This window comes from Burkholderia sp. SIMBA_062 (assembly GCF_046534765.1).
GTDB lineage: Bacteria > Pseudomonadota > Gammaproteobacteria > Burkholderiales > Burkholderiaceae > Burkholderia > Burkholderia ambifaria.
The window spans coordinates 52,703-76,303 of sequence record NZ_JAWRYD010000012.1 but is presented as its reverse complement, the minus strand read 5'-3'; the positions used below and the strand labels follow the sequence as shown (position 1 = coordinate 76,303).

Here is a 23,601-nt window from a genome sequence, read left to right as displayed (position 1 = left end):
TCACAGCCTGCCGCGGCGCCGCGCATCGTCCTCCACGCGCACGAGCAGGCTGTCCAGTGCGTCGATCGGAATCGGCTTCGCGAAATGATCGTGGAAGCCTGCGTCCGTGGTGTCCTGGCGGTCCGACGACCGCACATGTCCGGACAGCGCGACATAGTACGAATCGGGTGCGGCGCCGCTCGACCGCAACGCCTGGAGCAGCTCGAACCCGCTGACGTCCGGCATGCTGAGGTCGATCAGCATCAAATGCGGCGCGAATTCGCGCGCGAGCGGCAGCGCGTCGCGCGCGTGGTATGCGACGCGGGACGTGTGGCCCTTGATCTGCATCAGGATGGCGAGCGTGTCGGCCGATTCGCGGTTGTCGTCGACGATCAGGATGCGCAGCGAATGCGTGGGCGATGGCGCCGGCGTTTTATGCACGTGCTCGACCGCACGATTCGATTCCGCCACCGGCAGTCGGACGGTAAACGACGACCCGGCGCCGATCCCGGCGCTGTCGGCCGTGATGCTGCCGCCGTGCAGGTCGACGAATTTCTTGCTGATCGCGAGCCCAAGCCCGAGCCCGCCGGGTGCGTGGCGCTCCGCGGCATTCTCCTGCTCGAACGGGTCGAAGATCGATTCCTGCGCGCCGGGCACAATGCCGATCCCGTAATCGACGACCTCGATCGCAACCACGTGCTGCTCGGTGCGCACGTGGATTTCGATGCGCTCGCCGTCCGGCGAATACTTCGACGCATTGTCGAGCAGGTTGTACAGCACCTGGACGAGCCGGACATCGTCGCCGTGAACGATCACGGGCGCGGGCGGCAGCCGCACGATAATCTGCTGCCCGCGTGCGTCGACCTTCGGCTGAATGCCCTGCACGCTCCGGTACACGATATCGCGCACGTTCAGCGGTGCTTTCTTGAGTTCCACCTTGTCGGACTTGATGCGTCCGATGTCGAGCAGATCGTCGACGAGCCTGACGAGCTGTTCGATCTGGCGATCCGCGATGTCCTTGCATTGCGTGAGCGCCGGGCCCAATTCCGACGACGGCAGGCTTTGCAGGATGCCGATCGTATGCCGCAGCGGCGCGAGCTGGTTGCGCAGCTCGTGCGCGAGCGTCGCGATGAAGACGTCCAGCCGCCGCGTGGCCGCTTCGAGTTCTTCCACGCGCTTGCGTTCGGTCATGTCGCGCGTGATCTTGATGAAGCCGCGCAACTGATGCGACTCGTCGCGTACGGCCGTGATCGTCACGCTGGCCCAGAACCGCGAACCGTCCTTGCGCACGCGCCAGTTTTCGTCCTGGAAGTGACCGTACGCGGCGGCGGCGTCGAGCGCATGCGCCGGGCGGCCGGCCGCGATCGCTTCGGCCGGATAGAAGCGCGAGAAATGGCTGCCGACGATTTCGACCGTCCGGTAACCCTTGATGCGCTCCGCGCCCGCGTTCCACGTCGCGATGTTGCCGTGCGGGTCGAGCATGAATACCGCGTAGTCGGTGATCGACGCGACGACCGTCTGAAAGCGGAACTCCGCATAGCGGTCGAGCAGCGGCTGTTCGTGCTGGGCCGGCGGGTGGTCCGAAGGGATGGGCTGCGGCTGGTCTGGCGTCATGATCGGAAAACTCGTTTAACTGTCGATCTCGCTGCGAATTCCATGACGGCGCCATGAATTCATACCCGGTCGCGCGGCGGTCAGCATCGCAGAGAGCATAGCCGTGAAACGGCCCCGGATCAAAGTGCCCGGACCCGCCCGCGCCGCGCCGGGCGACACCCAAGCCGACACCCAAGCCGACACCCAAGCCGACACCCAAGCCGACACCCAAGCCGACACCCAAGCCGACACCCAAGCCGATACCCAAGCCGACACCTAAGCCGACACCTAAGCCGACACCTAAGCCGACACCTAAGCCGGCATCGGCGCGAAATCCCGCTTCAGGTCTGTCGGCCGCTGCGGCCGCTGATACAGGTAGCCCTGCGCGTACTGAATCCCGACCGCATGCAGCGCGCGATGCTGCTCCTCCGTCTCGACGCCCTCGGCGATGATCTTCAGCTCGTAGTGATGCGCGACGGCCGCGATGCCTTCGATCAGCCTGGCATTGCCGGTCGTCAGCTGCGAGATGAACTGGCGATCGATCTTCACGTAGTCGAACGGAAAGCGCGACAGCATGTCGAGGTTGCTGTGATGCGTGCCGAAGTCGTCGATCGCGAATCTCGCGCCCGTCGCACGCAGCGCGGCAAACATCGCGGTGGTGCGCGCATTCTTTTCGAGCAGGATGCGCTCGGTCACTTCGAGCACCAGCGTGAACCCCGGCGGAAGCCTGCGGATCGCCTCTTCGACGACGGACACGAAGCGCGGACGTTCGAGATCCTTCGGCGCGACGTTGATCGCGATGCGCAGCGGCATCGCCGGCGCGAGCGTGATCAGTTCCGACACGGCCGTGCGCAGCACGAATTCGGTCACCTTCGGCAGGATCGCGGTCGATTCGACCTGCGGGACGAACACGGCCGGGCTGATCAGCCCCCATTTCGGATGGTGCCAGCGCAGCAGCGCCTCGACGCCGACTGTCCTGCGCGTTTCGACGTCGACGATCGGCTGGTACACCACGTGAAACTCGTTGCGCTTCAGCGCATTGCGAACGGCCTTCAGCAAAAGCCGGCGCGGCGCCATCGCGAGCAGGTAAGCGGCCGCGACGAGGCCGTTCACCAGCAACGCGATCGTCACGCAGATCAGCCGATAGTGCCGTTGCACCTGCCGAACGTAGCGTTCCGACGACGTGACGGAAACCGTGAACGGCCACGCGCTCGACGCGATCTTGCTGCCGGCCGACGGGGCCGCGTGGAACGCCGGCACGAACGCGCCATGCTGATCGAGACCGCCCGCGCCGTTGACCGACAGCATCGCGGTTTCCGCGCCGAAGCGGGCGCCGTGCGAGAGCATGTCGGCCACATAGTCGCCTTCGATCAGATAAAGCACGCCCGATTCGGGCGCGGTCGCACGAAACACCGCCAGCACGGGGACGCGATGCTGGAACGGGGTCTGCCGAAGCAGCGTGATGGCCGTCATCCCCGGTGGCGGGGCGTGCACATACGCGTCGAGCGAGACGTCGATCGAGCCCAGCGCCGATGAGCAGGTGACGCGGCCATCGTTGGCCAGCGCGACGGCGCGCAGATAGCGCAGGTGAGTGCCTACTTCGGCGAGGGTCCGGAAGACCGTCACGCATGGCCGCCCGACCAGCGCCGTCAATTCGGCCGGGTGGCGCGAGCGCACGCCGTCGAGGATACGGTCGACCGAGATCACGATGTCGTTCGCGACGACGCGTTCGTGCTCGGCTACCGATTCGCGTGCGAGGCGTTCGGCCACGACGAGCGCCATCGCCAGCACGAGGATGCAGATGATCAACGCAACCGAGAAGACGATATGCGGCCACGCACCGCTGCGCTGGAATGCGGGTTTTGAGCCCGGCGGGGGTGCTTCTCCGATCGCGCTTGTTGTTGTATGCATGGCAATGCAGGTCGAACCGGTCGATGGATTGGCGCGGAGCATTCGCCGTGCCTGGCCGGGCAACGGGGCTCGCGCCGATATCTGGACGCAAATCGATTCTACGCTTGCGGTGCGCAAGCCACGGCATCGCGACGGAGTCACTGAACTCGACGCGCGTCGCTATAACATCCGTACATTATGTATATATGTTGACGTCGCGCACCAAAAAAAACCCGACCGCATCGGTGTGCGGCCGGGACAGAAGAACACCGTCTCTTGGCACGAGGATGGTGCGCGGCAAGTATATGACGCGACGTACGATTGCGAAATATTGTTAGTCAACAAATGGTGCGATTTTGTGATTGACTCTCAACGGGAAATATTCGCGCGCCGCGGCGCCCCGCGATCTCTCGGCAATTCGCTGTCAACATCATTCAACCCGCGTGATGCGGGGCTCTTCTTTCCGGGTCGGGGAATACCCGAGGATGGCGCGCACGCCGTCGGGCGGGCCGCGCCTCAGAAATCGTTGCGCATCTTGTGGAACAGGTCGCGCGGCGATTGGCGCGTGTCCACGGCGGTGAGGATGTCGGTCAGGAACCACGGCAGGTTCAGTTGCGTGTCGGAATCGCTGACGCACACGCGAATCGGCGGGGCCTTCGACGTGGCGCGGGAGCCGGGCGCCGTGCCGGCAGAGGTGGAGTTGGAGTAGGAGGACGGTACGCAGTTGCTCGCTTGCTGCGGAACCGGCGATGCGGTACTGCCGGCGAGGGCCGGCAAGCTGGCGGCGGCAAGCACGATCAGGATGGCGAAAGGGGCGGCGCGTTTCATGTGATTCTCCGGCGATGCACGTTCGACACGGTCGGCGAACCGGAGTTCGAGATCGCCGGCGGCCGGCCAAACGTCAAGAATCGTTTGGATCACCGGTCGGATACTTGCGATGTGGAATGCGCTCATTTATCGTGCCGCCACGACGGCGCCCGCAAGTTCGACACGGCGCGTCAAGCCAGATCGCAAGGAGCATTCGTCATTACCGCATTCAATCGTCGCACGCAACTTCGTGCCTTTCTCGTGGCATCGATCGCCTGTCTCAATCTGTCGCAGCCCGCGGCGGCTGCCTATACGGAATCGTGGATGAACGACCACGACGTCAACGCGTACGCTCAGCAGCGCGTCAAGCATCCGCCCGTCGCGACGAGCAGTGCGACGGCCGTGAAGCCGGCGCAGCAAGCCGTTCGTTCGCCGTCGAAGGCGCCGGCCGCGGCGCATGTCGACGCGAAGCCGGCGTCGAAGACACACGCGGCGCCCGCGAAGTCCCGCAAGGTTCAACATGCGGCCAGCGCCGATCCGAAGGTGCACGCCGCCGCGAAACCGAAGGCCGCACCGGGCGCACACACGAGCGCAATGATCCAGCGTTGACGCGTTACAGATACCCGTAACAGCGCTTCAACCCTGCGTAGTCATAGAAATGACTCGCCGGCGCGATCTTCGCGCCATCGCAAGCAGCCTGGAAATCCGTCTCGCGCTCGTTGTACAGCATCTTCACGATGACCCGCGAGCCGTTGCGATACACGTCCCATTGCATGTTCGCGGCCATCGGCGACACCTGGTCGCCGCGCCACGGATTGTTCGCATACGTGTAGGTCTGCGCCTGCGGCGTCGGCACGAACACGTTCTTCAGGTTCATGATCGACGCGAACGGAATCACGATTTCCGCATGCGTGAAGCGCAGTTTCGCGGCGCGCGTCAGGTCGCCGCGGGCGATCGCGTCGACCTCGTTGAAGAAGTCGTCCTGCAGCACCTTCGCCATCCGGTACGTGACCGGGTTCGCTTCCTGGATGCCGGGCCCCTTCTGGTAATAGTCCTCCGCGTCCTGCAGGTATGCGAGCGTCTGCGCCTGCTCCGCGCCGAGGTATTTCTCCATCGTGACGCCGCCCGTTTCGGCCGTCATCGCGGGTGCGACCTGCAGCATGTTGTACAGCACGTTCACCGCATCGACGGCCGACGCGATCTTCGTCTTGCCGTCGCCCTTCAGCGTGTTGGTGAATTTGCCGTCCGACGACGTGAACGTATAGGTTCCGGTGTTCGCGAACGTGTAGCCGTCGGTGCCGAGCTTCGCGATGAAGGCCTGCGACACCAGCGCGGCCAGCACCGCCTGCGCGACGTCCGCGACCTGCGGCGCCGCCTTGATCGTCTTCAGCTTGTCGGCGACCGTCGCATCGCTCGAATAGGCCTGGTATGCCTGGCTCGCCTGATAGGTCGCGTAATACGGATCGGACGTATCGGTCACGAGATCGGTGGCCGGCTTCAGCGAATGGAAATACAGCAGGAAGCGATTGGTGCCGGCGGGTTGCGCGACCGGCGCGCTCGCGGGATAGCCGGATGGCGCGGCCGGCAGCGTGATCGCGGCGGCGAGTGACGGCTGCGCGGCGACGAGCGCAGCCGAGAAGTACGTCGAACTGTCGACCGCGCGGTCCTGCCCCGAATTGACGACGACGATCTGCCGGCCGCCCGACGCGAACAGCGCCGGCAGCCGCTGCGCGAGCCGCGCGGCGAGTTGCTGGTGTTCGCGGATGCCGGTTTGCGTGAGATTGCCGTAGCCGGGCGTTGAAATTCCCTGCACGCCGTAGCCGAGCAGGGCGTTGGCCTTCATCATCGCGTACGTGTCGGCCTTCAGCTGCGCGCCGAGCGCGGTCAGCGCGCCGTCGGCCTCGGCCTTGATCAACATCGAATAGATCGCGCCGTCGTACTTGAAGCCTGACAGCCCGCGCGAGCCATGCCGTGCGACGAGCTCGGTGTAGACCGGCGCGAAGCCGGCCGGCGGCGCTTCATAGGTCGCCGCGTCCTGCTGCGGACGATACGGCGTCTTCGTCTGGTAGTACGTCGCGGGGGCGGGCGTCGGTTTTGGTTGCGGAGGTTGCGGCGCCGGCTGGGTGCCGCTGTTGTCCGCCGACGTGGCGGGCGTGGTCGACGTCTCTCCGCCGCAAGCGGCGAGCAGCACGCAGAGGAGGGCGATGGCGGAGGCGGTGCGGGTCGGGCGTGTCATCGTGGCTTGAAACGGGCGAGGCGGGAAGCGCGTCGTTCCGTCTCCGGGCGGGATTGGTCGAACCCGGAGTGTTGCAAGCCACTTTGACAGCAGAATGTCAGGGTTTGGTCGGGCACTCGTCGGCATCGCGCCGGATCGCCGCCGGCCGGCGCGAGCCGGCCCGTGTGCAGGTGCTCAGGTCAGTGCACGCCCGCCAATGCGATCGATCGCACCGTGTCGGTGATGCGCACGCAACGCGACAGGCCGAACGTCTCGGCTTCGCGGCGTTCCGGTTCGCTGCTCGCGACCCCCACCGCGCGCTCGGGCGGCACACCCAGCGCCTGCAGCGCGACGTCGAACGGATGCTGATTTGATACGGATTCCTGCTGATTGGCGTCGGTCACGACGACCGAGAAGCGATCGGGGTTCGCACGGCCGAACTGGCCTTCGAACATGTCGCTGAGCCGGGCGGCCGGCAGCGTCGTGACGAGACCGAGCCGGTATCCATGCTCCGATGCGCTGTCGAGCCACTGGATGATCGCATCGCGCTGGTTGCGCGATTCGTGCGAATCCGGTGTCGCTTCGATCTGCGCGAATGCGGCGTCGAGACGGGTGACGATGGCTTCGATGACCACGGTGATTCCTCTCCTGAGACGTGACGATCCGTTCGCGGACGGGAATGCCACACACCATAGCGTCGATCCGGAATAGGCGACCAATCAATATTTATGTCCGACTCATACGATTTGGCTAATGAATCGGGTGGCAAGCCATAGCCCGCGCGGAAGGCGCGCGATGCGATGGGTTCCGCATGATTTGCATCGTATCGATGGTCTTGAACGTGATGCACCAAAGGTGTGCGCGCGATGAATGCACCGGGGTGTGCATGAGAAAAAACGGCGTATCGGGCGAGGTGCGCCCGATACGCCGCCTTGCGATGCCGCGTGCGAACCCGCTGATCAGTGCAGCTTGATCGACGGCTGGTTGCGGCTTTGCAGCCAGTGGCTCAGCGACTGGAACAGCGCGCGCTTCGGTCCGTACACGCTGAACAGGTGCTTGCGGTACAGGAACTTGTACAGCCCGATCGCGGCGAGCCCGTCGACGATCAGCGAGCGCGAACGCACGCCGAGGTCGGCCTGATACGCGGCGCCGGCGCGGCCGAGCGACACGACGGTGCCCGCGTCGCGGAACGTGAAGCGCGCCACCGGCTTGCCGACGAGGCGCCGCGCGAGCGCTTCGCCCAGGTACACGGCCTGCTGGTGCGCGACCTGCGCGCGCGGCGGCAGGAAACCGCTCGCATCGGCCGACGGGCACGCGGCGCAGTCACCGAACGCATACACGTGCGGATCGTCGGGCGTCTGCAGCGTAGCGGTCACGATCACCTGGTTCGACCGGTGGAGCGCGATGTCGCCGAGTTCCCGCAGGATCGCGGGACCCGCGACGCCGGCCGCCCAGATCGTGATGTCGCTCGCGAGCCGCTCGCCGGTCGCGGTGGTGACTGCATCCGCGCCGACTTCCGCGACGCGCGTATCGGTCAGCACATCGACGTTCAGCGTGCGCAATTGCGCGTGCATCCTGGCCGACAGCCGTTCGTCGAGCGCCGGCAGGATGCGCGGGCCGCCTTCGATCAGACGGATGTGCACGTCGCGTGCGGACACCAGCGCCTTGAAGCGATATGTCGTCAGTTGCTGGATCGCGTGGCGCAGCGCCGCGGCCAGTTCGACGCCCGTCGCGCCCGCGCCGATCACGTTGATGCAGATCGGTGCCGCGGGCCGCGCCGGCTGCTGCTCGGCCAGATGGTTCGCCTTCGTGCAGGCGGCGAGGAACTTGCGGCGGAAATCCTCGGCCTGGTCGAGATTTTCGAGTGGCAGCGCGTGGCGCGCGGCGCCCGGCACGTTGAAGAAGTTCGTTACGCTGCCGACGGCCAGCACGAGATCGTCGTAGCCGAGCTCGCGCTGCGGCAGGATCTCCGTGCCGTCAGTGTCCTGCACCGCGGCGATCGTCGCCGTGCGTGCCGCGCGGTCGACCCGGTGCAGCGCGCCCTGCACGAAGCGAAAGCCGTGGCGCTTCGCCTGCGCCGCGTATTCGATCGTGTGCGAGGCCGGATCGCGATGGCCGGAGGCGGCTTCGTGCAGCAGCGGCTTCCAGAAGTGCGTCGGATAGCGGTCGACGAGCACGACGTCGGCTTGCCCGCGGCGGCCCAGCGTGTCGCCGAGGCGCGTGGCGAGCTGCAGACCGCCGGCGCCGCCGCCGACGATCACGATGCGCGGCACGCGCGATGCGCGATCCGTTGCAAGGGTAGGCGTGATGTTGTCCATGTTGTGGCTCCCGCTAATGACGATTCGGATGACATTGCTCAAGAACCGACGATATAGTTTCGAACCTACTAGAACAATTCAATGTTTATAAGCGACTCATATGTATTCACTTATAGGAAAGACCGCGACGTTCCGGCAGCTGAAGGCGCTGGACATGATTGCGCGGCTCGGCAGCGTGTCGCGCGCGGCCGAGGAGCTGAACCTGACGCAGCCGGCCGTGTCGCTGCAGGTTCGCCTGCTCGAGCAGGCGGTGGGCGCCGCGCTGCTGCAGCGGGTGGGGCGTGGCGTGCAGCTCACCGCGGCCGGTGAAATCGTGTCGCGCTACGCGCGCGAGATCCTGCATCTGTGGAGCGAGGCCGGCGACGAAGTGGCCGCGCTGACGGGCGATCTCGGCGGCACGCTGCGGATCGGCGCGATCACGACGGCCGAGTACCTGATCCCGCCGCTGCTGGTGAAGTTCACCGCGACGCGCCCGCACGTGAAGACGTATTTCAAGGTCGGTAATCGCGACGACATCATCCGCATGCTCGCGACGCATGAAATCGATCTCGCGGTGATGGGCAGCGCGCCGAAGGAACTGCGCACGCACGCGGTCGAGTTCGCGAAGCATCCGATGGTGTTCGTCGCGGCGCCCGGCCATCCGCTGATGCAGCGCAAGCGCGTCGCGCTGAAGGATCTCGAATCCGCGCATCTGCTCGTGCGCGAGCGCGGCGCAGGTACGCGCTCGACCGTCGAGAGCCTGTTCAAGACGTCCGGCTACCGCTTTCATGTGGGCTCCGAACTGTCGAGCAACGAGGCGATCAAGCAGATGGCCGAAGCGGGGCTCGGTATCGCGTTCCTGTCGTTGCACGCGTGTGCACTCGAGCTGCGCACCGGGCTGCTCGGGCAACTGCCGTTTCCGGGCAATCCGATCGTGCGCGAGTGGTACGTGATCACGCTCGCCGACCGGCGAATCTCGCAGGTGACGGGGCTGTTTCGCGATTTCCTGATCAAGCAGGGCGCGCCGGTGATAGACGGCGCGACGGTCGCGCCGCACGAGCGGCGGCGCAAGTAGGCGATGAAGTCAGCGCGTGGCGCCGAGCGTGTCGGCCGTCAGACGATCCCGAAGTCGTCGTTGCTGTCGGGAATCGATGCGAGCAGCCGTTCGAACCGGTACCAGCCGATCATGCGCAGGCACCACGACGCGACGGCGATCCGATCGTAACGGCGCGCGGGCCGGGCAGGACGGCAAGCGCCACGGGACGGTGAAGCGGTGGTGAACGCCGCGCGTTGCGGGCAGTAATGGGGCATGACGGTCTCCGGAGGTGTCGGATGAGGCCATCGTAAGCGGTGCCGCGCTCGTCGGCGCGCACGCAAGGATGGACCGGAGCAGGAACGGATGATCATTTTTCCGCGTGGCGCGGGAATGGCCGCGCAAGCCCTGCAAGCGGCCGGAAAAAGCGTCACAATGCGCGTTCGACCCACGATCTGGTGGAGAAGAACCATGAGCGATCCGATTCTCGCCGCGCCGACCGACAACGGCGTGCCGGTCAGCCTGCGCTCGAGCCGCGGGCTGGGCTGGCACGGCTTCGGCGCGTCGCTGCTGGAGATTCGTGCGGGCACGTACCGGATCCCGGCCGCCGAGCATCATCGCATCGGCGTACATATCGGCTCGCCCGTGCGCGCGGATTGCGTGTGCGACGGCGCACGCGTGTCGCGCATCCAGGCGCATGGCGACATCGACGTGATTCCCGCCGGCCTGCCGGGCGAATGGACCGACAGCGCCGACTGCCGGATCCTGCACATCGCGTTCAGCGATACGTTCGTGCGGCGCACGTTCGACCAGCTCGAGCTGAAGCCGTCGCAGGCGCAGATCCGCCGCCGGCTGCAGGTGCGCGATCCGCGGCTGCAGCACATCGCGTGGGCGATGGCCGCCGAACTCGAAGCGGAAGACGCGTCGGACCCGCTCTATGCGGAGAGTTTGTGCACGGCGCTCGTCGCGCGGCTGGCCGATAGCCAGCCGGCGTTCCGCGAGCACCGGCGTACGCTCGCGCCGAAGGCGGCGGCGCGCGTGATCGACTATGTCGAGGCCAACCTCGAGCGCCGTATGACGCTCGCCGAACTCGCGGCGCTCGTGTCGATCAGCGTGCCGCATTTCAAGGTGCTGTTTCGCGAGACGCTCGGGATGCCGGTGCATCAGTACGTGGTGCGACGCCGGGTCGAGCGCGCGAAGGCGTTGTTGCTCGAAGGCCGGCTCGGCATCAGCCAGATCGCGCTCGAAGCCGGCTTCGCGCATCAGAGCCACATGGCGAGCTGGATGAATCGCGTGCTGGGCGCGACGCCGACGGAGATCGCGCGGTCGGGGGCGCGGGGTGGGTTGCGGCTTGCTTACGATGGCGACGGAAGTCAGGCATAACGAAGCCGTTGGGCGTAGACAACGCATTGTTCTGGCTGCTTTAGCTAGACCAGCCACACCAGTTTATGGCCCCCGGGGCAATTGTCCAACAGGCTGTTGGACAATTGCCGCGTCCGGCTAGGCGTCTGCGAAAGAGCGTATGTGCATCGGGTTGGCGCGGGAGAAGCCCTTCATATCGGGAAAGTCCGTCTTGATGTCGTGCGCCCGTCGCGCGATAACTTGCCCCCAACCTTGCTCTGCCTGCCGCTGCAGGATGTGACGGCCGATCTGCCAGTAGAGCAGTACCAGTTCGCGATTGATGGCCTGTGCGGCTCGTTGTCGGGCACTAGCTGAATCACTCATCCTTTCCTGTCCGATTCATCCTTCCCTGCGCGCCGTCCCGATCGCGCGTGCCGACAATCACCACATCTTCATCCCCCAGGAGTGGATCGTGTTCGTGATCTTCGGTGCATCCGGCAACGTCGGCCTGTCGACCGTGACGACCTTGCGCAACGCAGGCCATCCCGTGCGCGCGGTGCTGCGCGACGCACGCCATCGTGAACGTTTCGCGCAGCTCGGCTGCGATATCGCGATCGCGGAACTGACGGACGAGCGCGCGATCGCTGCCGCGATCGACGGCGCGCAGGCCGTGCAGATGCTGTGCCCGGTGCCGGTCGCCGACCCCGATCCGGCCGCGACGATGACGCGGACGATCGACGTCGCGGCCGCCGCACTCACCGCGAATCCGCCGCCGGCGCTGCTCGCGCTGTCGGACTACGGCGCGGAGCGCGACGGCAATACGGGCATCACGCGTCTGTTTCATTATCTGGAGGAGCGGCTGAAAACGGTCCCGACACAGCTCACGCTGCTGCGCTCGGCCGAACACCTGCAGAACTGGACCCGCGTGTTGCCCGTCGCGCTCGCCACCGGCGTGCTGCCGAGCTTTCATCATCCGGTCGACAAGGTGTTCCCGACGGTCTGGGCGCCAGACGTTGGCGTCGTCGCGGCGCGGCTGCTGCTCGATGCGCCCCAGCGCGGCAACGGGCCCCGCATTATCAGCGTCGAAGGGCCGCGGCGCGTGAGTGTGCGGGACATCGCGGACAGGCTCGGCGCGGCGGCCGACCAGGAGATCGTTGCGCGCGAACTGCCGCGCGATGCGTGGACCGCGACGCTGTTGCGCGCGGGGCTCAGCGAACGCCACGCACAACTGATCGTCGATCTGTACGACGTGCACAACGCGGGGCAGATCGATGTCGAGGCCGGCGTGTCGGAGCGGGTGTACGGCACCACGACACCGGCGGACGGCCTGGCCGCGCTGGTGCGCGAACACGCGCGATGAGCGACGCGGCGGCCGAAAGGGCGCGCGATGTGCATTACGCTTGCCGCCGCACCCTGCTCAACACAGCGTACGCCACCGACCCGATCACGATCCCCCAGAACGCGGAACCGAGCCCGAGCCACGTCATCCCCGATGCAGTCGCGAGGAACGTGATCACCGACGCTTCGCGATGATCCTCGTCCTCGAAGATGCCGTGCACGTTCGCGCCGATCGCGCCGATCAGCGCGAGCCCCGCAAGGATCGCGACGAAGGCCTTCGGCAGCGCGAAGAACAGCGTGACGATCGTCCCCGCGAACAGCCCGCCGATCAGGTAGAACACGCCGTTCGCAATGCCCGCGATATAGCGCCGGTCCGGATCCTCGTGCGCGTCCTTGCCGGTGCAGAGCGCCGCGGTGATCGCCGCGACGACGATCGTGATTCCGCCGAAGCATGCGACGACGAGCGACATCACGCCGGTCGCGGTGATGATCGGCCGGGCGCTCGTGTGATAGCCCGACACGCGCAGGATCGTCATGCCCGGCAGGAACTGGCCGGTGAGACTGACGACGACGAGCGGCAGCGCGAGGCTGAGCGTGGTGCCGAGCGTCCATTCGGGCGCGATGAAGATCGGCCGCGCGATGCTCGGCGACACGCTGCCGAGGTGCGTCATGCCGAGCAGCGTCGCGAGCGCGGCGCCCGTCAGCAGCACCAGCACGATGCTGTAGCGCGGCAGCAGGCGCTTGAAGATCACGTACGCCGCGATCATCCCGAACCCGAGCACCGGCTGCGCGGTCGCGGCGGAGAACGCGTGCATGCCGAACGGCAGCAGGATGCCGGCCATCATCCCGCACGCGATGCCGCGCGGAATGTGGCGCACGAGCCGGTCGAAATACCCGGTGATGCCGATCGCGAGGATGATCAGCGCGGCCGTGAGGTACGCGCCGACGGCCTGGTTCAGCGTCAGTTGCGGAAAGAGCCCGACGAGCAGCGCTGTGCCGGGCGCCGACCACGCGGTCACGACCGGCACCTTCAGCTTCCAGCTCGCGAACACCCCCGACACGCCTGCGCCGATCGAGATCGCCCAGACCCACGACGTCACCATCGCATTGGACGCATGCGCGGCCTGCGACGCCTGAAAGAAGATCGCGAGCGGGCCCGCATAGGAAATCAGCACCGCGAGAAAGCCCGCGGTGATCGCGGAGACGGACCAGTCGTTGCCGATCGAGCGGATCGCGCCGGGCGAGGTGTTCGGTTGCATCGTCGTAGGGGAGGGCGGCGCGCGGCCGGAAGGCTGAGCCGGGGCGAATGATTGTTGGAAGCCCCGGACGAGCCGTCATTCTGGGCATTGCCGATGGAATTGGCAATTCGCCGATGAAAGTCGAGATTGTCGGTTGTTCGTAAGGAATGCGAGGTGGTGGGATGGCCTTGCGGATGCGCGGTCGACTCGGGCGGCGTCACGACGCAGCGCGGCCCGCTCGAGCATCACGTGCTGATCTGAAGAAAGCCGTCGACCGAGGCCACCTTCGCGCCGCTGCCGGTCGACAGCGACGCCGTGCCGTGGTCGAACGGATGCACGGGCGTGTCGGTCGGCGTCCATGCATGGCGCGCCAGCAGTTCGCGATACCCGCCGCGAATCACGAAGCCGCCGCATTTTTCCGCATACGCGTCGCGCCGCATCCGGTACGCGCGCGGCAGGTCGTACCACGGCAGCTTCGGCAGGTCGTGATGTACGAGGTGATAGTTGTTGTTCAGGTAAAGCAGCCGCATCGCGAAGCCGGCTTCGTTGATCACGATGCGCGCCTTCGGATGTCGCGCGGCACGGTGCTCGAACAGCGAACGGATCATCGCGATCGACAGCGCGGGCCACGTGACCGCCAGCAGGTAGTACCACCATGGCACGCCGATCTCCCATTGCAACCATGCGAGCAGCGCGGCCACGCAGGCGGCGTGCGTGATCCACATCCGCAGATAGCGGAAGTCGCCGCGCCGGAATGCGCCCAACGTGTCGGCGAACATCGCGACGACGCTCATCGGCGGCCCGAACACGAGACGTCCGACGAAGGTGGTGCGCGCAACCGTCAGTGCGCGACGCCAGCGCGGCTGCCGTGCCCACTGCTCGCGCGACACGTAGTTCGTTTCGGGGTCGACGCCCGGCACGGTCAGGTCCTCGTCGCGGTGATGATCGAGGTGCGTGTCGCGGTACAGCGTGTACGGATACCAGATCGTCAGCGGTGGATAGCCGAGCAGCCGGTTCACGAACGCGGAGCGCGTCGGATGGCCGTGCAGCAACTCGTGCTGCAGCGACATGTGCCACGCGCCGAGCAGGATCAGCGGCGGTGTCGCGGCCGCGAGCGGCAGGCGTTCGGCGCGCACGAGCAGCAGCACGGCGAGCCAGCCGCCGTAGATCGCGACGACCAGCAGCCAGGTCGGCCACTCGGTGCGGGCGGTGAAGCGGGCGTCGAGCGTGGCGATCGCGCGCGCGTGGTCGACGTCGAAGTATTCGGCCATGGTGCTGAGGCGGGATGAAACTGATCGTGCAGGCGATACGGGAAGCGGACGAGCGCGCCGGTGGTGCGGGGCGCGATGCGATTGGCCGACAGGCGTCACGGCGCGCGGTCGACCGCTACAGCGGCATGCGACCGCGTTGCGACAATGGAACGCTAACCGGGCTGCATCGTCAGGCAAACCAAGCAATTCGCATTTGCTTATCGGTGCGCGACCGATAAGCATTGGCAGCCTCCGCCGGCTGCCGAACCTTGCGGAAATGTGGGCAAAACCGGCTTTCTCCCGGGCGCCTTCGATGCGTAGAATGCGCGCATGAGCCAATGGATCGCCGGACTGCCGATGTACAACGTGACGCCGCGTCACGCCGCACTGTGGCGCGCATTGCTGCGTGATGCGCTCGACGCATTCGCGCGCACCGGCGGGCCTGCCGGCGTCGTGCTGCTGGATGAACCGTTCGGCGATCTGCACGCGCTGTGGCGGCGCAACGACCTGCTGTTGTCGCAGACGTGCGGCTATCCGTACCGGATGCTCGGTTTGCGCGATGCCGTGCACCTGATCGCGACACCGGCCTTCGATGCGCCCGGCTGCGACGGCGCGCGCTACGGCAGCGTGCTCGTCGTGTCGGCGCGCGTGCATGCGGGCGGTGCGACGACGCTGGCTGCGTGTCGCGGATTGCGGGCCGCATTCAACGGCGAGGATTCGCACAGCGGGATGAACGCGTTCCGGCATGCGGTCGCCCCGCATGCGCATGACGGACGTTTCTTCGGTTCGGTCGTGTCGTTCGGCTCGCATCTGAACGTGCTGCGCGCATTGGCGGCCGGCGCCGCCGATTGCGCGGCGATCGACTGCGTGACGTTCGCGTACGTGCGCGATGCGCTGCCCGAGCTGTTGAACGAGATCCGGATCATCGGCATGACGGCGTCGGCGCCGGGGTTGCCGTTGATCGCGTCGAAGGCGCTGAAATGGGGGCTGGTGGAGGCGTTGCGGGACGCGCTCGATCACGCGGTCGCGGCGGATCCGGAGCGGGCAAACGTGCTGCGGCTGAAGGGATTCGAGCGCCTGCCGCCGGGCGCGTACGACACGATTGCCCGGTTCGCGCGGGACGCGGCCGCGCACGGGTATCCCGAGCTGGCGTGATGCGGCGGCGCGGCTGCCGTGACAGGCGCGCCGCTCGAGATCACTCCTCGTCCATCAACCGGACCTTGACCCGCTTGCCCTTGATCTTCCCCGCATTGAGCTTGCGCAGCGCGTCGTGCGCGACGCCGCGCTCGATCGCGACATAAGTCGAGAACTCGGTCACGTTGATCTTGCCGATCTGCTTGCCGTCGAACCCGGCATCGCCGGTCAGCGCGCCGAGCACGTCGCCCGGGCGGATCTTGTCCTTGCGCCCGCCGAGGATCTGCAGCGTTTCCATCGGCGGCAGCAGCGTGTCGTTGCCGGCCGGCTTCAGTTCCGCGAGCGGATGCCATTCGACTTCGCGCTTCAGCGCCTGCTCGATCGCGCCCACGCGACCCATCTCGTCCATGCTGGCGAGGCTCAGCGCCCAGCCTTCCTGATCCGCGCGGCCGGTGCGGCCGATGCGGTGCACGTGCACCTCGGGGTCGGGCGTCACGTCGACGTTGATCACCGCCTCGAGCTGCGCGATGTCGAGCCCGCGCGCGGCGACGTCGGTGGCGACCAGCACCGAGCAGCTGCGGTTCGCGAACTGGATCAGCACCTGGTCGCGCTCGCGCTGTTCGAGCTCGCCGTGCAGCGCGAGCGCGTGGAAGCCCTGCGCGTGCAGCACGTCGAGCAGGTCCCGGCATTGCTGCTTGGTATTGCAGAACGCGATCGTGCTCACCGGCCGGTAGTGGTTCAGCAGCTGGCCGACGGCGTGCAGACGTTCGGTTTCCGTCACTTCGTAGAAGCGCTGGCGGATCTTGCTGTTGTCGTGGCGCTCCTCGAGCTTCACTTCCTTCGGGTTGCGCAGGAACTGCTGGCTCAGCTTCGCGATGCCGTCCGGATAGGTCGCCGAGAACAGCAGCGTCTGGCGCGTCGTCGGGCACATCCGCGCGACTTTCGCGATGTCGTCGAAGAAGCCCATATCGAGCATCCGGTCGGCTTCGTCGAGCACGAGCGTGTTCAGTGCGTCGAGCTTCAGGTTGCCGCGCTCGAGGTGATCCATGATGCGGCCGGGCGTGCCGACGACGATGTGCGCGCCGTGTTCGAGGCTCTGCGCCTGCGGGCGCATCGGCGTGCCGCCGCACAGCGTCAGCACTTTCACGTTTTCCTCGGCGCGCGCGAGGCGGCGCACTTCCTGCGCGACCTGGTCGGCGAGCTCGCGCGTCGGGCACAGGACCATCGCCTGCACGTCGAAGCGGCGCGTGTCGAGGCGCGCCAGCAGCGCGAGCGAGAACGCGGCGGTCTTGCCGCTGCCCGTCTTCGCCTGCGCGATCAGGTCATGGCCGGCCAGCGCGATCGGCAGGCTCGCGGCCTGGATCGGGGTCATGTCGACGTAGCCGAGCTGCGTGAGGTTCGCGAGCGCGGCGGGCGTCAGCGGCAACGCGCTGAAGGGCGTGGTCGGCTGGGTCAAGACAGGTCTCCGAGATAGGGACGGCCTTCCATCTGCTCGTAGACGACGTTGCCTTCGTCGTCTTCGAAGCGCTCGAGATAGTTGCGCGCGCCGCACAGCGGGCAGCGGAACAGCAGCCCCTGGCCTTCGTCCTTGATCACGACGTCGGACGTCTCCCACTGCGTGCCGCAGCTCTGGTTTCTGCAGGTAAACACGGTCATTCTCCAGCTGAATTCGGTTGGTGATGCGCCCGGCGGGCGCGGCAACGGGGTGCGGCGCTCGCGCGGCTCGGGCGCGGGCCGCACCGGCGGTCGCGTGGACCGCGTCGATGCGGATGGTGGATCGGGGGCGACAGCGTCGCGCGTGCCCGCAATTCTAGCGGATGCGGAGGGGCGGTAGCGGACGGCCGGTAGCGGAGGGGCGATAGCGGACGACCGGTAGCGGTCTATCGGCAGCGGCCCGGCCGGCCGTGGGCAACCGGCAAGGACGCCGCCGGCCGGTGCGCGCGGCCTCCCCCGCATCGGCCATGTAAAACGGCCGCCCCGAAGGGCGGCCGTGCGATGCGACGAAACGGGGCCGGACGCGTTACAGCGCCATGTCGGCCGATGCCTTCGCGGGGCGCGCCGGGGCCGCGCCCGTCGCCTGCGACGGCGTCGTCAGGTCGATCTTCGGCGGCGGCGACAACTGCAGCACGTCGCTCGTATAGGTCCATTCCTCGACGACCTTCGCCGGGCTGTCGTTCAGCTTCGTGCCGTAGCTCGGCACGATCTGGCGGATCTTCTGCTGCCATTCGGGCGTCGCGACCTTGTCCTTGAACACCTTCTGCATCAGGCTCAGCATGATCGGCGCGGCCGTCGACGCGCCCGGCGATGCGCCGAGCAGGCCCGCGATGCTGCCGTCCTGCGCGCTGACGATCTCGGTGCCGAGCTTCAGCACGCCACCCTTCTTCGGGTCGCGCTTGATGATCTGCACGCGCTGACCGGCCTGCCACAGGCGCCAGTCTTCCTTCTTCGCGTCGGGGAAATATGCCTTCAGCGCGTTGAAACGGTCGTCGTCGGACAGCATCAGCTGGCCGGCCAGGTACTCGACGAGCGGAAATTCGTCGACGCCCACGCGCATCATCGGCGCGACGTTGTGCAGGTTGGTGCTCTTCGCGAGGTCGAAGTACGAGCCGTTCTTCAGGAACTTGGTCGAGAACGTCGCGAACGGCCCGAACAGAATGATCTTCTTGCCGTCGATGATTCGCGTGTCGAGGTGTGGCACCGACATCGGCGGCGAGCCGACCGACGCCTTGCCGTACGCCTTCGCGAGGTGCCGCTTCACGACCTCGGGGTTGTCGGTCACGAGGAACGAGCCGCCAACCGGGAACGCGCCGTAGTCCTTCGCCTCGGGGATGCCCGATGCCTGCAGCAGGTGCAGCGCACCGCCGCCCGCGCCGATGAACACGAACTTCGCGTCGACGGCCTGCGGCGGTTCATCCGAGTGCAGCTTGACCCACGACACGTGCCACGTGCCGTCCGTGTTGCGCGAGATCTCGCGCACTTCGCTTGACAGCGACAGCGTGAAGTTCGGCTGCGTCTTCAGGTAGCCGACGAACTGGCGCGTGATCTCGCCGAAGTTCACGTCGGTGCCGATCGGCGTCCAGGTGGCGGCGACCTTCTGCGAGCGGTCGCGGCCTTCCATCATCAGCGGCACCCACTGCCTGATCTGATCGTAGTCTTCCGAATACTGCATCCCGCGGAACAGCGGGCTCGCCTGCAGCGCGTCGTAGCGCTTTTTCAGAAAGCGGATGTTGTCGTCGCCCCACACGAAGCTCATGTGCGGCGTCGAGTTGATGAACGAATGCGGGTTCTTCAGCACACCCTGGCGCACCTGCCAGGCCCAGAACTGGCGCGAGATCTGGAACGACTCGTTGATCTCGATCGCCTTCGAGATGTCGATCTTGCCGTCGGCCTTCTCCGGCGTGTAGTTCAGCTCGGCGAGCGCCGAGTGGCCGGTGCCCGCGTTGTTCCAGCCGTTCGAGCTTTCCAGCGCGACGCCGTCGAGGCGCTCGACCATCGTCATCGACCAGTCGGGCTGGAGCTCGTGCAGCCAGACCCCGAGCGTCGAGCTCATGATGCCGCCGCCCACCAGCAGGACGTCGACCTTCTTCGTATCGGCGGCGTGCGCAGACGACGCGGCGACGCACAGCGCGAGCGCCGACAGTATTACCCGTAACGTTTTGATCACAACAGATCCCTCTTCAACTTGAATGCATCGGTTTGCCATGCCGCCCGGCCGATGCCGAATCGCAACCGGCTCGCGCATCCGGAGATCCGGACCGCGAATCCGGAATTCCGGATCGACCGTGTTCGCCGTTGCATTTGCGCACGCGCAGCCGTCGCGAAGGACGCCTTCGGACCGGCTTGTCGCAGTCAGGCAAATGCGTGCGTCGCGATGGCGCGCAACGCGCCGGGGCCCTCGCGGCAAGCCTGCGCGGAAGGCGCTTCGGGCTGCGTGGAAAGAGGCCGCGCGCGACGCGTTTTGCGGGGGCGGTATGGCAAGGGGCGCGTAATGTAACCGAACTCGTTTGCTGTGTCACAAACGAAAAATGCCCTTGTTTTTGTGGGGTTTTTTGCGTGTCCGGGATTCCGGAACGACGGTCGCCGGAACCGGAAAAGATGTGGATAACCGAGCGGGAGCGGGATGGAATGCGGGCGCGTCATGTCGCGGCATCGCGCCGTGACATGATCGCTTTACGGCAGGTCAGGTCAGGTCACGTCACGTCACGTCACTTCGCGAAAGTGTTGTGGCAAAACTGCTCGTACGCTTGTGCCGAATTCGCGAAACCCTTCTGCTTCGCGAGTTCCCACGGGCGCTCGCATTGCTGGGTCTGTTCGCACCACGAATAGCCGGCCGAGCCAATGCAGCCGTGCGCGTCGCGATCGCCGCCGACCATCGGCGGGGCGGCCGGCGTGGTGGGTTGCGCGGGCGTCGACGAAGCGGCCGGCGCGGAGGATTGCGCCGCACAGGCGCTCAGGGCGAGTGCGCAGGCGATCGTTGCGGCAAGCGAGGCGGAAGGTAGAAGACGTTTCATCAGAATTTGCTCCGAGAAACCCCGCCATTTCCCCCAATGGGACTTCCTTCGGGGCGAGTGGCGGGAAGGAAAGGAGTGCTGTTGACAGGCAGCTTCTTCCACGGGTTAGGATCGCCGGCATGATTCTTGTCTACCGCTATCGCGTGAAGTCGCTCAACGGACTGCTCAACAAGCAGAGCCGTGCGGTGAACTACGTCTGGAACTTCTGCAATGACACGCAGAAGCACGCGCTCAAGTGGAGCAAGAAATGGCCGACGGGATTCGATCTGAACGTGCTGACGACGGGGAGCAGCAAGGAACTCGGCATCCACTCCGGCACGATCAACGCGACGTGCGAGCAATACGCGAAGTCGCGCAGTCAGCACCGTCGGCCCTACCTGCGCTATCGCGGCAGGAAATCGCTGGGCTGGGTGCCGCTGAAGGGGCGTGACCTGAAGCGCGAGGGTGACGCGTTCCGTTTCGCCGGCAACACGTTTCGTGTGTTCAACAGCCGACCGCTTCCCGAAGGCAAGATCAAGGACGGGACCAACTTTGCGCAGGATGCGCGGGGCAACTGGTTTCTCAACATCGCGATTGAGATGCCGGATGTTCAGGCCCGCCCGATCCATTCCGGTGTTGGCATCGATCTCGGCCTGAAAGACTTCGCCACACTTTCGACCGGCGAGAAGCTGCCCAATGACCGATTCGGCCGACGCGCGGCGGAGAAACTGGCGAAAGCTCAACGGGCGCGAAAGCACAAGCGGCATATCGCGAAGTTGCACGCGAAGGTCGCGAATGCCCGTGCCGATTTTCAGCACAAGCTCGCGCTCGATCTGGTGCGGCGTTTCGATTACCTCGCGGTCGGCAACGTGTCGGCCACGAAGCTCGCAGGAACCAGGATGGCGAAGAGCGTCTACGACGCATCCTGGTCGTCCTTCCGAAACAAGCTCCGTTACAAGGCGATGGCGCACGGGGCCACGTTCGAGGAAGTCGACGAAAGCGGTTCTACCCAGTCCTGTTCGTCGTGTGGATCGAAAGACAGCACGACGCGGCCGAAAGGTATCGCGGGACTGCGAGTAAGAGAGTGGGCCTGTAGTGAATGTGGTGTCGAGCATGATCGAGATACCAACGCTGCGCTGAACATTCTCCGATGCGGACGTGCATCGCCAGGTGTGGGAATCACCTGCCTTTAGGCGGGTGAGGACGTCAAAGGGTAGCGCTCCATGAAGTGACGACCGACAGCGGATGCCCGTGCGCGGGCGCATGACGACACGAACGATCACGCATCCGGCACCGGCACGCGCGACGAGAACTTGACCTCGCGCAGCGCGAGGCTCGATTGAATCGACGACACGCCGGCCTGCTTCCTCAACACGCGTTCGACGAATTCCGCGTACGCGTCGAGATCGGCCGCGACGACCTGCAGGATGTAGTCGGCCGCGCCGGTGATCTTGTGGCACGACGTTACTTCGTCGTGACGCCGCATCACATCCTCGAAGTGATCCGGATCCTGATCCGAATGCATGTTGAACGTGACCTGCACGAACGCGAATACGTTCATGCCGAGCGCGCGCCGGTCGAAGTTCGCCTGGTAGCCGGTGATCACGTGCTCGTCCTCGAGCCGCTTGCGGCGGCGCCAGCACGGCGTGACGCTCAGCGACAGCTTCTCGCCGAGCGTCGCGTTCGACAGCGCGCCGTCTTCCTGCAGCAGCCGGAGCATCGCGCGGTCGACGCCGTCCAGTTCCACCGAAGCGCGATTTTTGCTCATTACCGGGTCTCCGTAGGCGGTTTTCTCAAAATTGTACGAAACGACGGGGTGGAAAGCAAAGTTATTGCCGGCCGGCATCAATAGACTGTTTTCACCCCTCACAGCCTTCATTGCAACGGTCAACCATGCTCACGGTCTACAGCAGCGATCACCATCTGCATCGCGGCGTCGAACTGAAGGACGGCGCGATCACCGAGTCGTTCGAGAACCCCCTGCGCGCCGAGACGGTGCTCGCGCAGGTGCGCGCGGCCGGCCTCGGCGACGTGATCGCGCCGCGCGCGTTCGACCGCGCGTGCTATGCCGGCGCGCACAGCGCGCGCTATGTCGAATTCCTCGCCGGCGCGTGGGACGAATGGACCGCGACCGGCCGCACCTGCCAGGCGCTGCCGCTCGTGTGGCCGGTGCGCGCGATGCCGTCGGCGGTGACGCTGCCCGACTTCATCGACGGCAAGCTCGGCTTCTTCGCGATGGACGCCGGCGCGCCGATCAACGCCGGCACGTGGGACGCGGTGAGCGCGAGCGCGAACTCGGCCCTCACCGGCGCCGACCTGCTATCGAACGGCGGCGCGCGCGCGGCGTTCGCGCTGTGCCGCCCGCCCGGCCACCATGCGGGCCGCGAGTACATGGGCGGCTACTGCTACCTGAACAACGCGGCGATCGCCGCGCAGCACGGCATCGCGAGCGGCGCGTCGCGCGTCGCGGTGCTCGACGTCGACTTCCACCACGGCAACGGCACGCAGGACATCTTCTACGACCGCGCGGACGTGCTGTTCGCGTCGATCCACGGCGAGCCGCCGGTGTCGTATCCGTACTTCTCCGGCTACGCGAACGAGCGCGGCAGCGGTGCGGGCGACGGCTTCAACCTGAACCTGCCGCTGCCGAAGGGCACGCAGTGGGACACCTACGCGGCAGCGCTCGACCACGCGGCCGCCGCGATCGCCGCGCATGCGCCCGACCTGCTCGTCGTGTCGCTCGGCGTCGACACGTTCGAGCACGACCCGATCAGTCATTTCCGCCTGCGCTCGCCCGACTACCTGCGCGTCGGCGAAGCGCTCGCGCGCCTGAACCTGCCGACGCTGTTCGTGATGGAAGGCGGCTACATGGTCGAGGAAATCGGTATCAACGCGGTGAACGTGCTGCTCGGTTTCGAAGGGCGCGCATGACCGTATCGCTTTGCCTTTGATTGCCTTTGATGAACGACGATCCAATCACGAACGAAGCGCGTCAA

General features: G+C 66.2%; 22 protein-coding genes and 1 pseudogene. 8 read left to right on the top strand and 15 right to left on the bottom strand.

The annotated features are described in order from the left end of the window. The 3 genes from SB786_RS15350 to SB786_RS15340 all read right to left on the bottom strand — a co-directional run bounded on the left by SB786_RS15350 (window position 1) and on the right by SB786_RS15340 (window position 4,290). Window positions 1-1,593 (bottom strand): ATP-binding protein, encoded by a 1,593-nt coding sequence (locus SB786_RS15350; protein ID WP_410728167.1) that lies wholly within the window; start codon window positions 1,591-1,593, stop codon window positions 1-3. Between the two features lie 291 nt (window positions 1,594-1,884). Next, window positions 1,885-3,525, bottom strand: coding sequence for an EAL domain-containing protein (locus SB786_RS15345; RefSeq protein ID WP_410728166.1), 1,641 nt, complete (start codon window positions 3,523-3,525; stop codon window positions 1,885-1,887). A gap of 453 nt (window positions 3,526-3,978) precedes the next feature. Continuing rightward, a complete protein-coding gene (locus tag SB786_RS15340; protein WP_410728165.1) occupies window positions 3,979-4,290 on the bottom strand; it encodes a hypothetical protein in 312 nt (103 codons plus the stop codon). On the opposite strand from SB786_RS15340, the gene SB786_RS15335 reads away from it, so the two are divergent. Continuing rightward, window positions 4,291-4,878: a hypothetical protein gene (locus SB786_RS15335; RefSeq protein ID WP_410728164.1), complete on the top strand. Its 588-nt coding sequence runs from the start codon at window positions 4,291-4,293 to the stop codon at window positions 4,876-4,878. A 4-nt stretch (window positions 4,879-4,882) separates the two neighbouring features. Here SB786_RS15335 and SB786_RS15330 read toward each other — a convergent pair whose 3' ends face one another. From SB786_RS15330 to SB786_RS15320, 3 genes are all read right to left on the bottom strand, one after another. Then, complete coding sequence (locus tag SB786_RS15330; RefSeq protein ID WP_410728163.1) at window positions 4,883-6,505, bottom strand: histidine-type phosphatase; 1,623 nt, start codon at window positions 6,503-6,505, stop codon at window positions 4,883-4,885. 179 nt (window positions 6,506-6,684) lie between these two features. Further along, entirely contained in the window at window positions 6,685-7,119 is a 435-nt protein-coding gene (locus SB786_RS15325) for a phosphatase (RefSeq protein WP_410728162.1), read from the bottom strand. A 324-nt stretch (window positions 7,120-7,443) separates the two neighbouring features. After that, the gene (locus tag SB786_RS15320; RefSeq protein WP_410728161.1) at window positions 7,444-8,802 is read right to left on the bottom strand and encodes an NAD(P)/FAD-dependent oxidoreductase; all 1,359 of its coding nucleotides are present in this window, start codon (window positions 8,800-8,802) and stop codon (window positions 7,444-7,446) included. 100 nt (window positions 8,803-8,902) lie between these two features. Here SB786_RS15320 and SB786_RS15315 point away from each other — a divergent pair, with 100 nt between their 5' ends. Continuing rightward, window positions 8,903-9,856 (top strand): LysR family transcriptional regulator, encoded by a 954-nt coding sequence (locus SB786_RS15315; protein WP_410728160.1) that lies wholly within the window; start codon window positions 8,903-8,905, stop codon window positions 9,854-9,856. 38 nt (window positions 9,857-9,894) lie between these two features. On the opposite strand, the gene SB786_RS15310 is transcribed toward SB786_RS15315, so the two are convergent. Then, a complete protein-coding gene (locus tag SB786_RS15310; RefSeq protein ID WP_410728159.1) occupies window positions 9,895-10,092 on the bottom strand; it encodes a hypothetical protein in 198 nt (65 codons plus the stop codon). A 193-nt stretch (window positions 10,093-10,285) separates the two neighbouring features. Here SB786_RS15310 and SB786_RS15305 point away from each other — a divergent pair, with 193 nt between their 5' ends. Further along, complete coding sequence (locus SB786_RS15305) at window positions 10,286-11,197, top strand: helix-turn-helix domain-containing protein (protein ID WP_410728158.1); 912 nt, start codon at window positions 10,286-10,288, stop codon at window positions 11,195-11,197. Window positions 11,198-11,244: 47 nt separating this feature from the next. Here SB786_RS15305 and SB786_RS15300 read toward each other — a convergent pair. Further along, a pseudogene (locus SB786_RS15300) lies at window positions 11,245-11,524 on the bottom strand (DUF1016 N-terminal domain-containing protein); the annotation flags it as partial. Window positions 11,525-11,627: 103 nt separating this feature from the next. Between SB786_RS15300 and SB786_RS15295 the strand changes: the two are divergent. Further along, on the top strand, window positions 11,628-12,515 hold the full coding sequence (locus SB786_RS15295; RefSeq protein ID WP_410728157.1) for an NAD(P)H-binding protein: 888 nt from the start codon (window positions 11,628-11,630) through the stop codon (window positions 12,513-12,515). A 34-nt stretch (window positions 12,516-12,549) separates the two neighbouring features. Here the strand turns inward: SB786_RS15295 and SB786_RS15290 are convergent, their stop codons facing one another. Further along, entirely contained in the window at window positions 12,550-13,752 is a 1,203-nt protein-coding gene (locus SB786_RS15290) for a benzoate/H(+) symporter BenE family transporter (protein ID WP_410728156.1), read from the bottom strand. 224 nt (window positions 13,753-13,976) lie between these two features. After that, a complete protein-coding gene (locus SB786_RS15285; RefSeq protein ID WP_410728155.1) occupies window positions 13,977-15,002 on the bottom strand; it encodes a fatty acid desaturase in 1,026 nt (341 codons plus the stop codon). Between the two features lie 14 nt (window positions 15,003-15,016). Here SB786_RS15285 and SB786_RS15280 point away from each other — a divergent pair, with 14 nt between their 5' ends. Together SB786_RS15280 and SB786_RS15275 are read left to right on the top strand one after the other, a co-directional pair. Further along, on the top strand, window positions 15,017-15,220 hold the full coding sequence (locus tag SB786_RS15280) for a hypothetical protein (RefSeq protein WP_410728154.1): 204 nt from the start codon (window positions 15,017-15,019) through the stop codon (window positions 15,218-15,220). 91 nt (window positions 15,221-15,311) lie between these two features. Further along, window positions 15,312-16,136 carry a phosphate/phosphite/phosphonate ABC transporter substrate-binding protein gene (locus SB786_RS15275; RefSeq protein WP_410728153.1) on the top strand — a complete coding sequence of 275 codons (825 nt, stop codon included), beginning with the start codon at window positions 15,312-15,314 and terminating at the stop codon, window positions 16,134-16,136. A gap of 40 nt (window positions 16,137-16,176) precedes the next feature. Here SB786_RS15275 and dbpA read toward each other — a convergent pair whose 3' ends face one another. The 4 genes from dbpA to SB786_RS15255 all read right to left on the bottom strand — a co-directional run bounded on the left by dbpA (window position 16,177) and on the right by SB786_RS15255 (window position 20,626). Next, window positions 16,177-17,571, bottom strand: coding sequence for an ATP-dependent RNA helicase DbpA (gene dbpA / locus SB786_RS15270; RefSeq protein WP_410728152.1), 1,395 nt, complete (start codon window positions 17,569-17,571; stop codon window positions 16,177-16,179). Beyond that, window positions 17,568-17,765 carry a hypothetical protein gene (locus SB786_RS15265; protein ID WP_040140903.1) on the bottom strand — a complete coding sequence of 66 codons (198 nt, stop codon included), beginning with the start codon at window positions 17,763-17,765 and terminating at the stop codon, window positions 17,568-17,570. Before SB786_RS15265 ends, dbpA begins: the two co-directional genes overlap by 4 nt. Before the next feature lie 370 nt (window positions 17,766-18,135). After that, window positions 18,136-19,818 (bottom strand): malate dehydrogenase (quinone), encoded by a 1,683-nt coding sequence (gene mqo, locus SB786_RS15260; protein ID WP_410728151.1) that lies wholly within the window; start codon window positions 19,816-19,818, stop codon window positions 18,136-18,138. Between the two features lie 502 nt (window positions 19,819-20,320). After that, window positions 20,321-20,626 carry a hypothetical protein gene (locus SB786_RS15255; RefSeq protein ID WP_410728150.1) on the bottom strand — a complete coding sequence of 102 codons (306 nt, stop codon included), beginning with the start codon at window positions 20,624-20,626 and terminating at the stop codon, window positions 20,321-20,323. Window positions 20,627-20,745: 119 nt separating this feature from the next. On the opposite strand from SB786_RS15255, the gene SB786_RS15250 reads away from it, so the two are divergent. Continuing rightward, on the top strand, window positions 20,746-21,798 hold the full coding sequence (locus tag SB786_RS15250; RefSeq protein ID WP_410728149.1) for an RNA-guided endonuclease InsQ/TnpB family protein: 1,053 nt from the start codon (window positions 20,746-20,748) through the stop codon (window positions 21,796-21,798). Window positions 21,799-21,884: 86 nt separating this feature from the next. On the opposite strand, the gene SB786_RS15245 is transcribed toward SB786_RS15250, so the two are convergent. After that, a complete protein-coding gene (locus tag SB786_RS15245; RefSeq protein WP_410728148.1) occupies window positions 21,885-22,373 on the bottom strand; it encodes an Lrp/AsnC family transcriptional regulator in 489 nt (162 codons plus the stop codon). Window positions 22,374-22,498: 125 nt separating this feature from the next. Here SB786_RS15245 and SB786_RS15240 point away from each other — a divergent pair, with 125 nt between their 5' ends. Beyond that, window positions 22,499-23,536 carry a histone deacetylase family protein gene (locus SB786_RS15240; RefSeq protein ID WP_410728147.1) on the top strand — a complete coding sequence of 346 codons (1,038 nt, stop codon included), beginning with the start codon at window positions 22,499-22,501 and terminating at the stop codon, window positions 23,534-23,536. Window positions 23,537-23,601: the final 65 nt, after the last annotated feature.